Here is a 13,885-nt window from a genome sequence, read left to right as displayed (position 1 = left end):
AACAGTATAAAGGCCGTTTACAACGGCAAACAGCATGCGGTTCAGCCCCGTGTGTACGGGGAACAGTACGTCAGGTAACATTGCCTGGCCGTTGGTCCCGGTTCAGCCCCGTGCATACGGGGAACAGGGCCTATGTAGGATGGGGAAAGTTTCAATTTACGGTTCAGCCCCGTGCATACGGGGAACAGGCGTTATTTGGCCCGTATCGCACTCGCATAAGCGGTTCAGCCCCGTGCATACGGGGAACAGGCGAGCAGTCAGCCGCCAAATACGGCCCTTACGGTTCAGCCCCGTGCATACGGGGAACAGGCCGCGCGAACAGCACGTTTCGCGAGCTGAATGCCGGTTCAGCCCCGTGCATACGGGGAACAGGTAATCGCTCAGAGGAGCCGTTTTGGGCCGACCGGTTCAGCCCCGTGCATACGGGGAACAGACTAGTAGAGGCCATTGGGAAAATGGACGTTGACGGTTCAGCCCCGTGCATACGGGGAACAGAGCTGCGGCCCGTTCTGGTAGTGGAGATGGAACGGTTCAGCCCCGTGCATACGGGGAACAGACCTATCCAAAATAACAAATGAAATACACCTGCGGTTCAGCCCCGTGCATACGGGGAACAGAGGAGTGTTTGAGTTGCCAAGCTACGCCAACACGGTTCAGCCCCGTGCATACGGGGAACAGGTTGAACAACAGGGCCGCACCGGCCGCAATGGCGGTTCAGCCCCGTGCATACGGGGAACAGCCAGTGAGATAGATGCTGAGGCAATTAATACGCGGTTCAGCCCCGTGCATACGGGGAACAGAATTTGCGCGCGCTGTGTTGAAATCTGAGACTCGGTTCAGCCCCGTGCATACGGGGAACAGGGTTTTAGCCACATCGCCAGTCTCTTTGTAGACGGTTCAGCCCCGTGCATACGGGGAACAGGGCCATAGCAGCTAACGCTGCGGTAAAAAGGGCGGTTCAGCCCCGTGCATACGGGGAACAGTCTAAAATTATATACTTGTTTTTTATAAAGAAAAAACACACTTTAAAATCTACCGAAATTTTTGGGTACAAATGTATCTATTTTTTGAGCCTTTAAATCTCAATATCCAACTTGTTAAAGAGCAATAAATCACAGATAGAATGGCGGAAATAATTCGCTAATCCCCTCCCTGATTATCATCAGATCTGGGGGTATACTTCACCAATCTTAGGCCATGAAAATCCACCGGCATTCTGGCATTTTCACCATAGGTGATAAAATCAAAACCCGATTCGGTGTTGGTCGCCCAGGCCATGACCGCATTGCCGTCTTCAGCTAATTCACTCACCTGAAACCAAATCATTTCGCGAATGCGTTTACTTACATCCCCCACGTACACACCCGCACGGATCTCCAGCAGCCATACTGCCAGGCGACCTCTTAATCTCGGTGGCACCGCCTCAGTCACAACCATACACATACTCATAATGAGCCTCCGCTGCGATGGCCCTCGTCACCAATGGATTCAGGTTCAGGGAGTGCTGGCGGTTGTGCATCAGCATAAGGTTCAGGTGGCGTGATCTCACCGGCGGCCAATACTTCTTCAATCAGTGGGATAAGGCGTGGTAATACTTTGTCTTTGCGGAACGCTTCGCGGCAGGCAATTCGCACTTCTCGATCGGGGGATTGTGGCCGCCGTTTGGCAATTTTAAACGCCACGGGTACAACAGTATCGAATTTAATGATGTCAGCAATATCATAAACAAAAGATAGTGGTTTTCCGGTGTGCAAAAAGCCAATGGCAGGTGCATAGCCAGCGGCCAAAACAGCGGCTTCGGTAACACCATACAGGCAGGAAGTAGCAGCGCTGATGCACTGATTGATCACATCACCCTTCGCCCAGTCTTTGGGGTCGTAGCGTCGGCCCTGCCAGCTGACCTGATACTGCTTGGCGAGCAGTTCATAAATTTTACGCACACGCGAGCCTTCAATGCCCCGTAGCTGATCAACCGAGCGCCGCTCGGGTGCTGGTTCGCCAAAGCGAAGTTCAAACATTTTGCGCACGACTTTGAGCCGCAGGTTTTCATCCAGCGCCAGCTTAGCCTGATACAGCAACTTATCGGAGCGCGCACCGCCAGGCTGCCCCGCCGAGTAAAGCCTGACGCCCGCTTCGCCCACCCAGGTAAGCAAAGTACCCGTGGTCGCTGCCAGCTTGACCGCAGCATGGCTCACCCGCGTACCCGGATCCAGCATAATACACACCACAGACCCTACCGGGATCAGCACCCGTTCGCCGTTGACTTCATCAATCACTGCAAACGCGCCGTCGCGCACATCAATACGCCCCATACCGATAAAAATCATTGAGTTGCGATCTTTGATTGGAATAGGTTTTAAAGGAAGAAATGCCATTCCCTGCACTCCTGAATTGAATAAAAATTAGTGAAGAAAGAAGGCGAGTCGCCCCGCCTTACAAATTTGGTTACAACGGTTTAATCAACATCAGCCCGCAGCCAAAAGCTTTGGAACGACCGATGCCGTTAAATAATGTCTGCTCCAGTTTTTGCAAATCGGTGATTTTTGCCACGCCAAAATAATCCAGGGTGCTGAGCTGAATTGGCCTCGCCCCGTCTTTTTTAGCCACTTTGTGCTGCTTGTAATTACTGAACTCAATACACTGAGTCAGCAACTCCAGACCACCCTTTTGTAGTTTTTTGTCAAGCCAGGCTTTTGCAGCAATATCTACAGCTTCATTTACATCGCTATTTGCTTTTTGAGCCTGTTTCTTGGCATGCATCAAAACATCGTGACGGCGAGTTTTCTCTCCTTTTGGCGTAATATCTACCGTGGGGTTAGCTCGCAAAGAGAACTGAACCAGCCCTGCTTCTTTGAGCTGTTCCGGCTGTGTTTGAGTGACTATTTTCCAGCCTTTAATCGCTTCTTTTAGCTGACGCTTTGAGCGAATAAACACTGTTGGCACTGGCAACGCCATATCCACACGAAACATAAAATCAGCCTGAGTCAGCTCACTGTCAACAAAACAACGCCACACCCACTGATGCTGCTTATAAAGATCATCGGGGTGTAAAAACCCAAGATCTTCTCCCGCCTGGTCAGGATCAAAATACAATCGGCTTTCGTACCAGAGAATGTCAGACATATAGCACTTCCTCCGTATCCACCAACCCCCAGCTACTTTTAACACTTCTGAATGTAAAAGCTCTGTGGTTAATCTCAAAGCTCAGCGGTACGTCATGCCGTTGCTCCGTGCCTTCTTGTGCCTCGCTGTCTATGATGTATTTCACCGGTGTTCCGGCTACTTTTTCATGCTCAGCTTGCATTCTTGGTGCCTGTTGCAGCGCCAGCTCTAAAGGTAATTCCAAACACGCACTGTGAGGATCAACTAACGGAATGCCCGGCAAATAGGACTTACGCCCTAAAAACTGCGGCCAGACCGGGTTTAGCAAAGCATGATGCAGTTTTTTAAGCAAAACCACGTCGCCTTCAAAGCCCACCCAAAAGGCGGCATCTGCCAGGTAAGCACGATGTGACAGCTGCGTATCCGGCTTGCCACCGTCAGCCTTTGCCACATTCAGCGCCGTTTGGTAATCAAATGCCAGATCGCCTGGTTTATCTATGCGCACGCCCATTCGCAATGCTGTAAGATCATTCAGAGGCTCATTTCGCTCACGTCCTAGCGATGCGCACAGCAAACCGATCACACCACTTTTTGTCGGATCAAGCTGAGTATTGCGCAGTTCAAAGGCACTTTTTAGCCCCCATGACTGCATTGGTCCGGCTAATCGGATCAACAAAGTGCTCATTGACACTCCAAAGCACCTTGCAGTGCATCCAGCATCTGAGCTTCCAGTTGTGCAATGGTGCCACTGTCTTTGTCCTGATACTCTTCCAGATTGTCGATGTAAGTGCTGCGGCCCTCAAACATAAAGCCAGATTCACCATACATAGCCGCCAGCTTCTTGGCGAACATTTCCAGTTTTTGTGCCGACTGGTGCTCAAGCTCCGCTTCATCAGGCTTTTCTATCATTACTGCCTGAGTAAATGCGTTGCTCAGGGACCAGGGCGCACCATCTTTGCGCACATTCACTTTGATATAGCTTGGCGGGTTCTGCGCCGCAAAACTGTTTTGTTTACCCGAAGGCACTGCCTGAACTAACGCACGGAAAAACCCTTTTACCGCGCCAGTCACCTGTTCCTTATCCTGCCCAAGATTGGCCACTAGTTTATCTATATTGATCTGGGCATAGCGGTAATAACAGGCACTGTTAAAGTAAACGCCACCCATCATGCCAGAGCCTTGCTCACCTGCCTGCAATTCGTCATCCACAGCAGTGAAAAAGTCCATGGCTGGTGTCACAATATTGGTTGAAATTGCATGGGCCACCTGGCACGCCGCATCAACATTGATATTGTTGTTGTCCGCGACCATACGGCCGAATAGTGCGATATCTGCGGCGAAAGACTTGCCCTCTCTTACAAACACATCGCCCACTGCTTTAGTGATGGCTTTGTCCAGCTTGTCTGCCTGAAACTCACTAAAGTGCGCCTCAGCAATCGCTTTCAAAGCACTCACTTCATTTAATCCAAGAAACAGCAGATATTCTGTTTTAAACGGATGCTTTTTGTCTTTGCTCAGGCTCAGCTTTACCTGTTCTAACAGCTTTTGTGCGACGGTTTCGCTTTGCTTTTCGTCATTACCATTAGCAATCAGGTGATCACGGATGTCGATGGCTAGCTTACGAGTGCGTACCGCACGATCGCCCTGATGCTCTACCACTGCATCGTTAAATGCCCCATGAGTACGGATCGCACGCTTCTGACACTGGCTTGAGATACGCGCCCGTTGTGAACCACCAAATACACAAGATTTAGGGGTGTTAGTATCGTCACGATTTAAGTTGCTGGGGGCAAAGTTCTGTAATACATGAAATTCGATAAAAGACATAAGGTAACTCCTTTTTAATTTGTCGCGTCTGCTGAGTTTGTAGACTCATCGGATTGAATTGGTTTGGCCCAGTAATCTCTGGCCCATTTAAGTTGAATGCGTTTGTCGTCGCTATCCCAGTGATAGAGATCTTCCATCAGGGTTCGGTAATCAATGGCAATGTCTTTGCTTTTTAGAATTTGTACCATCTGGCGCAGCGTTTGTTTTAACTGCTCGCCTTTGGCCTCCAGCAGACACTCAAAGCGAAAGCTCATGCCGGGGCGCTCACTGCCATCGCAGATCTGCCATGCTTTCCCAAAGCTCTGATGTTTTTCGCTAAAGTACAGCGTGTTATGACTGGCAAACAGCCCTGCAACAAATGCCTGAGTCTCAGCTCTTTTTAAATCGTCAGATAAAAGGTGAGCTAGGTAGGGCATGACAGCAAGGTGTGTGCTCTTTTGCTGGTCGAGTGACTTTTTCAGCGCAGCGAGAATTTCCCGGTTTGGATGCTCCGGATTTGCCCATTGCTCCAGCTTTGCCACTAATGTCAGTGTATCCTGACTCCAGTATTGGTTCAGCTGCCATTCACGCCCGTAAAGTGCCCGCTCCAGCTGCTGTGACGCAAGACCTAACCCTTTTTTAACTTTTGCGCCACTATAACGCCAGCTCACTGTCGCACTTTCGAACGCTTTCATTGCAGTGTCGATACAGAGTAAACGCCATTTAGCATTGGCATCATCTGTGTTAGTGCTCAGCGCCCACATAAACTGTTCAAACCCTTCGTTTAACCGTGGCCAGTAGAATCTGTCGGGGTTGATCGCAGACACCCTTGCATTCACTTCCTGCATGCGAGCACCGTCAGGTAACAAATGCCGGGCAAATACTCTAATTGCATTTTCAAGCTGATAAAACATTCCTTCAGCATTTTTCAGACCATTTACCAATAACTCGCTATGGTTGATACCCAGCGCTGCATCTTTTTGCACCAGATTTACCGGTAAGGGCAAGCGCTCATTGAACCATGAAAGCGGATTGGCCTTATTGTTATCCAACCCTATCAGCTGACAGTTCAGTGTAAGTCCACTAAGCACACGATTATCCAGAGTTGCGAGCAACTGAATGCCCGCTGGCCGCAAGTCTTTGGTTGCTATCTTGCCTTTTGTAAATTCCGCCAGTCGCAACAGATTAGCAGTCTCTCGCCAGCAACTGCGTGCAAAACTCAACCGTACAGGTAGCATTTTATCGTCTTTATTAAGGCGGTAGGCAAAGTAAGGTTCCCGTGGCATTTCTTCCGGCGTTGGCAGGCCCTGAGAAAAATGCATTTCAGATACTGAACCATCTTCTTGCGGAATAAGCCGAACGTGTCTTGAACGCCATGTAAGGTAGTCTGTTAAACCACGCATAGCCCTGGCTTTGGGTGCTTCCTGCTTACTATCTGCTTGCTCCCAGACAGGCACATCTGTGTCATCCAGTAAGGCTTTATCCTTAGGCATTTTCAGGTTCAGCATCAGGGTTTGAAATAAGTTTTCCCCTTCAACCATCACCACTGCACCGCCCACTAACGGCGCATTGGTAAAGTTGGGATGTTTCTTGAATAAGTTTGAACTGCCACTTACCCCGCCACCGAGACTAAAATACTGACATACAAGCAGCTGAACAGCCGCTTCACCTGCTGAAATTGAGAACTTCTCGTTATCAGCCAGATGGCTCCAGAGTAGCTTATTTGACCCTGTACTGTAATCAGGCACCAACTTCTTAACCGATGTCGTCACGCCTTTGTCTTTTTGAAATTCAGCGGTTTGGAAAAAAGGATATTGCGCTGAAAACAGATCGAACTTGCCCTGACAGCTGTCAGACTTTATATAGTCAAATACACACGCATCGAACTCCCCTTTTTCAAGTGCTTTGTGCCAATTCTTGCCGCTCAAATACCGGTAGCTGCGATACAATATGGCTAGCAACAGCCTTGAAATGGCGCTGACAGCCAACGGCCTGTCATGAACAATTTGGCGCAGCTGTGGGGCAGCCTTTAGCACACCAAGAATTGAGTAATGCCGGATCTCTCCCTGTAAGTCTTGCGCTGGGATCCAGCACTCCTGTTCCAAAAGATCGTAGTTCATAATCCTTTAAGTCCTCCTGTAGGTTTTTATGCCGATCACGCTACCACACAATGCCAAATCGGTACTTGCATCTGACTAGCAAGTTGCTAGGCTCTATTTCTCGTTTTTGTTGCTGTTTTTTTTGTAAAATGCCCAAATCAAAAAGAACAACAGCGCATAAGTAGGTGCATTGGCATTCTGTAGCGCGATAATTACCTCTGCCAGCCCATCGAACATAAGATATTTTCCTTGCTTAAGGTTGATTACGTTTAAACCATACAGCATAGTAATTCACCAAGCAAACTTTTAATCTGTGAATTAATCAATGAGTTCTACTCTTAAAAAAATAAAATTAGTCAGTTACTAAAACATTTCTCCACCCTGTATTCAGTGTTAAACTTCTCACGTTCTTTTCCCAAATATTGATTGGGCTGAACCGAGTAGTACTCAGGCTTTAATTGATGCTACACCTTTGTTCCCCGTACGCACGGGGCGTCTGCCGATAGCTCATGCTATCGGCTTCTTACCTCTTAGAATGGTTGTGACTACTCCTGCATTTCTCTACTTTTAATCCCAATACTGGATCTAGTTTAAGTGTGCCAATCGAGGTCACTGAGTAGGTAAAATACTGATCCAAGATAACCGGTAAACAACTGTGTAGCTGCGAAGTTCTTTGCCATACATCCTTAGCAACAAAATCAAATGGCCAGTTGCTTTCAAGCTCACGAAAATGTTCAACCCAGTCTGTATGGGTGAGCTTCACCAAAGATTGCTTCAGTTTGCCAATATCATTTTTATTAAAGCGTTTATCTGCACGCCAGTTTATCGCTTCATAGGGAGCATTTTCTCTCATGGGCGTCTGGCATTGTTGCAGGTAAGGCTGATATTCGGTAATGGGTACCAACGAGCCGTCTACATTCTGGATCAGCAGAATTATCTGCACACTGAGACTGGCAAGCCGGGTCGATAAAACCAAGTCCTCATCATCAAACTGATCATTTAGATAATCCAGCAAATCCGATACATCTTCCTGGTCTGCATCGAACATCATGTTGTTAGCAAGCCGATACACGAGCTTCTTTTCAAGCTCGAATTCAAACGCTTTTTCTTGCTCCTGCCTCAACCAGTCCACCTGCTGCTCAATATCGTTGTATACGTTATTTACCCAATCATCAATCTCTGTATCAAGATCCAACTCGAAACCGTTATTTATCCCTGAACTTGCAGCTTCCTCCCACAGTAAACGGGTCGTTACCGCGAGTATATGCGACGGGTAAATTTTAACATCAGCGTATCCAAGCCATTTAGCGTAGTCTTCAGGGATCTCATCTAACCCCGGCAAATAGACATTAAGTCTCGGGCTTTGAACAAGCTTAGACCTGAAAGGGTTATTTACCTGATGCCGCCATATCCGCCCTAGCCGTTGCATGATCAGATCAATGGGTGCGACCTGAGTAAACATCTCACAGGCGTCATAATCCAAACTCTGTTCCAAAACTTGGGACCCAATTAGAATTAAACACTGATCTTTGACGGGTCGATTTGGATTAACCGCTTTTCGATCTCCCGGATTCTTGCCTACCAGATATTCAACCATGTCTTCGATGGCTAAGCGGTTACCGATGGGGTATCTGGCATGAAACACCAGACACTGCATGTTTTGACTTTCCTTCCGATTGCAGTGCTCAAGGATAATTTCACTGAGTGCCTGCGCCGCGTTTACCGTATTCAGGATACACACAAATACACCGCATCCCGCCTCCTTTACACGTGCCAAAACATCGCTTGCCATCTGTTCAACACACTGTTGTGGCGTGGTTTTATGTAACTGAATCCCAAACCGTTTAGGTGGTGAAGCCAGCTCATCAGTATTTTCATCTTCTGCAACGTGAACAGATGTCGCCAACTGCCCTCCGCTATAAGTTGTAAGCCTCGGATAGGCAGCCTCTTTTAGCTCAATATTCTTACCGAACTCCTGGCCATAAGCCTGCACTAACTCTCGGAGCATTAGTTTAGGTAAAGTAGCAGATAATATGATTACCCTGACTTTCAGTTTTGCCATCCACCGTAACGTGTTTTTGAGCAAAGAAAGCTGGAAGTAATCCGGTGCATGTACCTCATCTAATATTACGGTTTTGTTCGCAATAGCGAATAACCGCACAAAATTATGCTTGTAACGCATAGCAGCCATAAGCAGTTGATCAATGGTGCCAACACAAGCTCCGGCCAGTAACCCTCTTTTTTTAGCTGTAAACCATAAGTTTGCCTTTACGGCATTTTGCTCATTCAGATCCTCAATACTGGACAGCAATAAGCCCTCATAAGCTGGGTTAAACTCCGCGTTACTGTGCTTTAAATGGGTTTCAATGTCCTCATATCCCAGGGACTCATGTTTCAGAAACTTCAATGTCCGTTTATAGAGTTGATTCGCCGTAGCCTGAGATGGCATAGCCACATACAGCCCAGAGTGATCCAGGTTACGAATAAAATGGTCAGCCAGTATGAGTGCTGCTTCTGTTTTTCCGCTTCCCATACCGCTTTCAATCACTGTCAGCCAGGGCAATTCTTGTGAGTTAAATAAGGCTAATATGCTTTGCTGCAATGCGTTGGGTTTAAAGCCAAAGACTTTATTGAATTCAATGATACTCTGTGCAGCTTTTACATGCTTAATGTTCAGCTTATCTGCCAGCCGATGTGCCGTCTCAACACGCAGCGCAACATTGGCAAAATACTCTTCAGAACTGATATAGGTAAAATAGTGATGATCGGAGCCAATCCAGTCAGCAACCGAGCATAGTCCGGCCATATAGACGTACCAGGTGGGTGTGAGCAGTTCATCGTCAATTTCACAAAGCAGTGAAGCGTCAACCAGAAAGTAGTCGAATAGCCATTCAATCGAAGCTAGCTGAACTTTTTCCCAGATATAACCTTTGCCCCAAACTCGACCATTTTTTGAATCGGTTACAAATTCTCCATGATGACTTGCGACAGAGGAGAACAAAGGTTTTTCGGTGTAGCAACTTAGGCCGATACTTTCTGCCCAGTTTGATAATATCTTGTAACCAGACGTACCATGTTGAGTTTCGCTTGCATTCTTAAGATCGTATCTCTGAGTATCAAACAGCCTTCTGATACGTTCAAATGGCAACTTATACTGAAAACCCGGTGTGATCTTGCCAATATCATGCACGGCAATAAGCAACACCACCATAGCAATCGCGGTATCTTCATCAACACCTTCAATAGCTAAAAACGGCTTGAGTAAAATAGCCCGCTCCTGAGCTGCCAGCTTGAGAATAATCGCCCGGGCCACAAAGGCGACATCCAGCATATGACACACTGCAGGTAACGTGTTGTGCTCGTCGGCCTTGCCCCAGAACTGAAAAATCTCGCTATTAAAATCACACACACTATTACTTCCTTGCTTTTTATACACTCAGCTTACGACGCGAATAAAATGCCGACAATCCTGCAATTGCAACCAGTAAAAAAATTACCCGGTCTGGTGCGTATGCTCAGCTGTTCCATAACAACCCCCTAGCCCTCAGCTCCCTATAGCAAGCCGGTTCCATCACGATTTGTTGGGCTTCCGGGTGCGGATGCTGAACGTCTAGCCTCAGGATGCTGATCAGATAATTGATCAGCGCAGCGTTGGTTTTGATTTGCTTTTGGTGGTTGTGCATATCAAAGTCGTGGGCGATAACTTGCTGGGCGTACTCGCTGAGTCTTGGGTCGGGGATAATGGTTAAAGTGACTTCCTGCTGCCAGGCTTCGTCGTCTTTTTTGTACTTTTGTGCTTTGCTGATAAATTCCGGGGAGGCAGAGACGATACGCGATAATGAAAAGTCTCTGAACCCTTTGGCTTTTTCACAGTAGGCTCTCAGGTGGTAACGCAGCCCGGAGTTGATCAAGGTGTGAGGGCGGATCACGCGCTCGGTTTCGCCGCCTTCTTTTATAGACTGATAGCGAATATCCAGCACGCTTTGTCGCCGACAGGCATTCAGTATGGGCCGCAAAATGGTTGGATTAAGCTTTCTGTGTGGTAATGCCAGCGCTGTGATGGTGGAGGTGCTCAGGTTATGGACGTACTGATCGCCGGTCAGACTGGCGTACTCAGCAAAATCCTGAGAAATATAATTAGGTGTAAAGGGGCTTGTCAGTACATAGGCTTTTTCTGATTCATTGTAGCTCGCTGCAATCTGGTAACGTTCGATAAAGTCGGTCACATAACGCCGTGCACTGGGCCGTGAAAGCTTGAATTTATCCTGGAAAGTACCAGTTTGAATTTCTCCTTGCCAAAACAACACCGCTTCAATATACCGAAAATATTGCTCTTCCTTAGCCTGCATAAAACACTTTGGTAAATTTATCGTGAAATAAATGTATCAACAAAAGAATTATAAGTCATTGACCTGCGACAAACTGTTGGTTCATGGTTTATCAATAGTCGGTTTTGTGCTGCAAACTGTGAATGTCTGAACTCGTTTAACAACGCTCTAAAGGAAAATGTATAGTGACAGGCTTTTTTAGTTTGTAAGACATTGCCTATAGACGAATGTTTAACAGGGTTGTAAGGTTTACATGTCAGTACGCACATCACTTACAAATAGACATTTGACATAAGGTCACGCATGCCCTTGACTATAAAGTACACATAGTTAGAATGCGCATCCGCTAATTGGATAATGGGGGGGAGTATGTCAGGCATCATTGAGTTAGTTACTAACTTTTTTGCTCCCGGGCTTGAAGAAAGTCAAAAAGCGCAAATTAAAGTTGTCGCACAGGGAGACGGAACCTTTAAAGTTCCCATGGAGTCGCTCAAAAACAGCGACGAAGTGAAAAATCAAATTGCTCATATTCGAGCAGAAAAAAAGGGAGCATGAGGCTCCCTTTTTGATTTCTTAAAAAGAAGGAATTACATGATAAAGCCCACCGTGATTTTAGTGTTGGTTTTTACTATTGTTGGCTATATTTTTTGCCAGAGGTACTACGTGACCAAACCAACATTCCAGAAAACAAGCGGTTATCATACGTTTATTTTGTCGGCATCTTGGGGGTTTGCGCTGTATATGGTCGCCACACTTGTGTTTGGTATCAGCGCATGGGTTTTCGAGTTGTCAGGCTTCCCTCAGGGTATAATCGCCCCAACTTTAAAGCACACGGTTGAGCTGCTTTTTCCGGGTTTAATTTTTCCCTCATACAGCATTCACTGTATCCTGATTTCCGGAGTTGCGCTGATACTGTCAGTATTTGGCCCAAATATGATACTAAGCATCACTGCTAAGCAGAAAAATGTTACCCCCGAAGATCTAAAAAATGCAGTGTACTTTAGCTTGTCTGGCACTGATGATACGCCCGAGTTTACAGGTATACTCCACAACAGCATGCTCAAGGGGCTGCCAATTGCTTTTACGCTTTCAAGCCGCAAGGTTTATATTGGCTATGTGATTAATCTGGGATACCACATGAACGATTTTATGGTACTTCCACTCAAGAGTGGTTACAGGTGTAAAGACGAGTTACGCCTTGAGTTGGTCACCAATTATGCCTCCGCCTGGTCAGATATTGAAACCAGCAACAAAGACAACCCAGAAGCAAACCAATCAGATGAAGAGGTATTAGACTTAGAAAAATTCCTCATCAACATCCCTGTCAGAGAGGTTGTCCACGCCAACTTACATGACTTTGAGTACAAAGAACACTTTGAAAAAAACGAAGAGCCGAGATCGACCACCAAACCATCAAAAAGTGCTGATTCAACCCAAACAGATAACTCAACCCCCTGTGATTTCGAAGTCGTACAACCCATAACCGACTCGAACCAGATTTAGCCCAGCGCCTGCGGGGAACTCCAATAAACCACAATGCAAAAAAAGCCTATGAACGGTTCAACCCCGCGTGTGCGGGGAACTCAATTACCGGCGCGACAACTGGACATAAAATCGCGGTTTAGCCCCGCGTGTACGGGGAACACGAAAAACGCGAACCATGTCATTAACCTCTACTCTGGTTTAGCCCCGCGCCTGCGGGAAACACTCCAGGTCTCTGACGTCATCGGCAAATGTCTGCGGTTTAGCCCCGCGCCTGCGGGGAACACTCAGTCGAGATCAATCCGGACACATTAATGGACGGTTCAGCCCCGCACCTGCGGGGAACACTTACTCCGCGTGCCATGATTACTCCCAAACCTCGGTTCAGCCCCGCACCTGCGGGGAACACTGGCAGCATACAGCTCATGCGGCTCAAGCATTCGGTTCAGCCCCGCGCCTGCGGGGAACACACAGAATCGTTGATTCCAAAGGATCCAGTTTACGGTTTAGCCCCGCGCCTGCGGGGAACACATTTAAATCCTACAACCAACCCTAATACTGAACGGTTTAGCCCCGCGCCTGCGGGGAACACGTAATCATGTGTTTAGGATTTTATACCATATTCGGTTTAGCCCCGCGCCTGCGGGGAACACCTCACCATCACGACCATTTGCACCACGCTCGCCGGTTTAGCCCCGCGCCTGCGGGGAACACCAAATGATATGACGGTTATTGCTGCTGTAGAGCGGTTTAGCCCCGCGCCTGCGGGGAACACAACAAGCATGTGATCAAGGCATACAACGGTACCGGTTTAGCCCCGCGCCTGCGGGGAACACGGGACCAGGGAGGAAGCTCTGATTGCAGCCTGCGGTTTAGCCCCGCGCCTGCGGGGAACACAAAAACGCCATCAGCGGCGCTGTAAAGTGGGCCGGTTTAGCCCCGCGCCTGCGGGGAAAACTCGAGGGATAGATATAATCGGTATGGGCCAGGCGGTTTAGCCCCGCGCCTGCGGGGAAAACGTTCCAAATACCTGCCCACATACACCCTCCCCCGGTTTAGCCCCGCGCC

At 47.8% G+C, this 13,885-nt stretch carries 11 protein-coding genes and 1 CRISPR repeat array (1 of these 12 cut by a window edge); of the genes, 2 read left to right on the top strand and 9 right to left on the bottom strand.

From position 1 onward, the window contains the following. Nucleotides 1-983: direct repeats of the CRISPR family, unit length 29 nt; unit sequence CGGTTCAGCCCCGTGCATACGGGGAACAG (it extends 513 nt beyond the left edge of the window). Nucleotides 984-1,140: 157 nt separating this feature from the next. The 9 genes from cas2e to CWB99_RS05475 form a co-directional block, all read right to left on the bottom strand. Further along, nucleotides 1,141-1,449: a type I-E CRISPR-associated endoribonuclease Cas2e gene (cas2e, locus tag CWB99_RS05510; RefSeq protein WP_138550962.1), complete on the bottom strand. Its 309-nt coding sequence runs from the start codon at nt 1,447-1,449 to the stop codon at nt 1,141-1,143. Further along, nucleotides 1,446-2,375, bottom strand: a complete 930-nt coding sequence (gene cas1e, locus CWB99_RS05505; protein WP_138550961.1) for a type I-E CRISPR-associated endonuclease Cas1e — start codon at nt 2,373-2,375, stop codon at nt 1,446-1,448. The genes cas2e and cas1e overlap by 4 nt, the downstream gene beginning before the upstream one ends. A gap of 70 nt (nt 2,376-2,445) precedes the next feature. Further along, complete coding sequence (cas6e, locus tag CWB99_RS05500; RefSeq protein ID WP_138550960.1) at nt 2,446-3,123, bottom strand: type I-E CRISPR-associated protein Cas6/Cse3/CasE; 678 nt, start codon at nt 3,121-3,123, stop codon at nt 2,446-2,448. Then, on the bottom strand, nt 3,116-3,787 hold the full coding sequence (gene cas5e / locus CWB99_RS05495) for a type I-E CRISPR-associated protein Cas5/CasD (protein WP_138550959.1): 672 nt from the start codon (nt 3,785-3,787) through the stop codon (nt 3,116-3,118). The genes cas6e and cas5e overlap by 8 nt, the downstream gene beginning before the upstream one ends. Further along, complete coding sequence (gene cas7e / locus CWB99_RS05490) at nt 3,784-4,929, bottom strand: type I-E CRISPR-associated protein Cas7/Cse4/CasC (protein WP_138550958.1); 1,146 nt, start codon at nt 4,927-4,929, stop codon at nt 3,784-3,786. The genes cas5e and cas7e overlap by 4 nt, the downstream gene beginning before the upstream one ends. Before the next feature lie 14 nt (nt 4,930-4,943). Then, nucleotides 4,944-7,028, bottom strand: coding sequence for a type I-E CRISPR-associated protein Cse1/CasA (gene casA, locus CWB99_RS05485; RefSeq protein WP_138550957.1), 2,085 nt, complete (start codon nt 7,026-7,028; stop codon nt 4,944-4,946). A gap of 93 nt (nt 7,029-7,121) precedes the next feature. Then, the gene (locus CWB99_RS23975) at nt 7,122-7,292 is read right to left on the bottom strand and encodes a hypothetical protein (protein ID WP_171045268.1); all 171 of its coding nucleotides are present in this window, start codon (nt 7,290-7,292) and stop codon (nt 7,122-7,124) included. Between the two features lie 238 nt (nt 7,293-7,530). Continuing rightward, a complete protein-coding gene (cas3, locus tag CWB99_RS05480; RefSeq protein ID WP_138550956.1) occupies nt 7,531-10,416 on the bottom strand; it encodes a CRISPR-associated helicase Cas3' in 2,886 nt (961 codons plus the stop codon). A gap of 106 nt (nt 10,417-10,522) precedes the next feature. Continuing rightward, entirely contained in the window at nt 10,523-11,356 is an 834-nt protein-coding gene (locus CWB99_RS05475; protein ID WP_138550955.1) for a transcriptional regulator, read from the bottom strand. 348 nt (nt 11,357-11,704) lie between these two features. Here CWB99_RS05475 and CWB99_RS05470 point away from each other — a divergent pair, with 348 nt between their 5' ends. Together CWB99_RS05470 and CWB99_RS24870 are read left to right on the top strand one after the other, a co-directional pair. Further along, on the top strand, nt 11,705-11,890 hold the full coding sequence (locus tag CWB99_RS05470; protein ID WP_138550954.1) for a hypothetical protein: 186 nt from the start codon (nt 11,705-11,707) through the stop codon (nt 11,888-11,890). A gap of 36 nt (nt 11,891-11,926) precedes the next feature. Further along, a complete protein-coding gene (locus tag CWB99_RS24870) occupies nt 11,927-12,838 on the top strand; it encodes a hypothetical protein (protein WP_432760824.1) in 912 nt (303 codons plus the stop codon). The last annotated feature ends 1,047 nt before the right edge of the window (nt 12,839-13,885 follow it).

The organism is Pseudoalteromonas rubra, from assembly GCF_005887095.1.
GTDB lineage: Bacteria > Pseudomonadota > Gammaproteobacteria > Enterobacterales > Alteromonadaceae > Pseudoalteromonas > Pseudoalteromonas rubra_E.
Note: the sequence above shows the minus strand (reverse complement) of the source record. Positions and strands in the feature narration are given on the sequence as shown.

Bases quoted from the DNA above. Each gene is read 5' to 3' on its own strand.
- CWB99_RS05470 (WP_138550954.1), top strand. From the start codon at position 11,705: ATGTCAGGCATCATTGAGTTAGTTACTAACTTTTTTGCTCCCGGGCTT.
- CWB99_RS23975 (WP_171045268.1), bottom strand. From the start codon at position 7,292: ATGCTGTATGGTTTAAACGTAATCAACCTTAAGCAAGGAAAATATCTT.
- cas1e (WP_138550961.1), bottom strand. From the start codon at position 2,375: ATGGCATTTCTTCCTTTAAAACCTATTCCAATCAAAGATCGCAACTCA.
- CWB99_RS24870 (WP_432760824.1), top strand. From the start codon at position 11,927: ATGATAAAGCCCACCGTGATTTTAGTGTTGGTTTTTACTATTGTTGGC.
- cas6e (WP_138550960.1), bottom strand. From the start codon at position 3,123: ATGTCTGACATTCTCTGGTACGAAAGCCGATTGTATTTTGATCCTGAC.
- cas5e (WP_138550959.1), bottom strand. From the start codon at position 3,787: ATGAGCACTTTGTTGATCCGATTAGCCGGACCAATGCAGTCATGGGGG.
- cas2e (WP_138550962.1), bottom strand. From the start codon at position 1,449: ATGAGTATGTGTATGGTTGTGACTGAGGCGGTGCCACCGAGATTAAGA.
- CWB99_RS05475 (WP_138550955.1), bottom strand. From the start codon at position 11,356: ATGCAGGCTAAGGAAGAGCAATATTTTCGGTATATTGAAGCGGTGTTG.
- casA (WP_138550957.1), bottom strand. From the start codon at position 7,028: ATGAACTACGATCTTTTGGAACAGGAGTGCTGGATCCCAGCGCAAGAC.
- cas7e (WP_138550958.1), bottom strand. From the start codon at position 4,929: ATGTCTTTTATCGAATTTCATGTATTACAGAACTTTGCCCCCAGCAAC.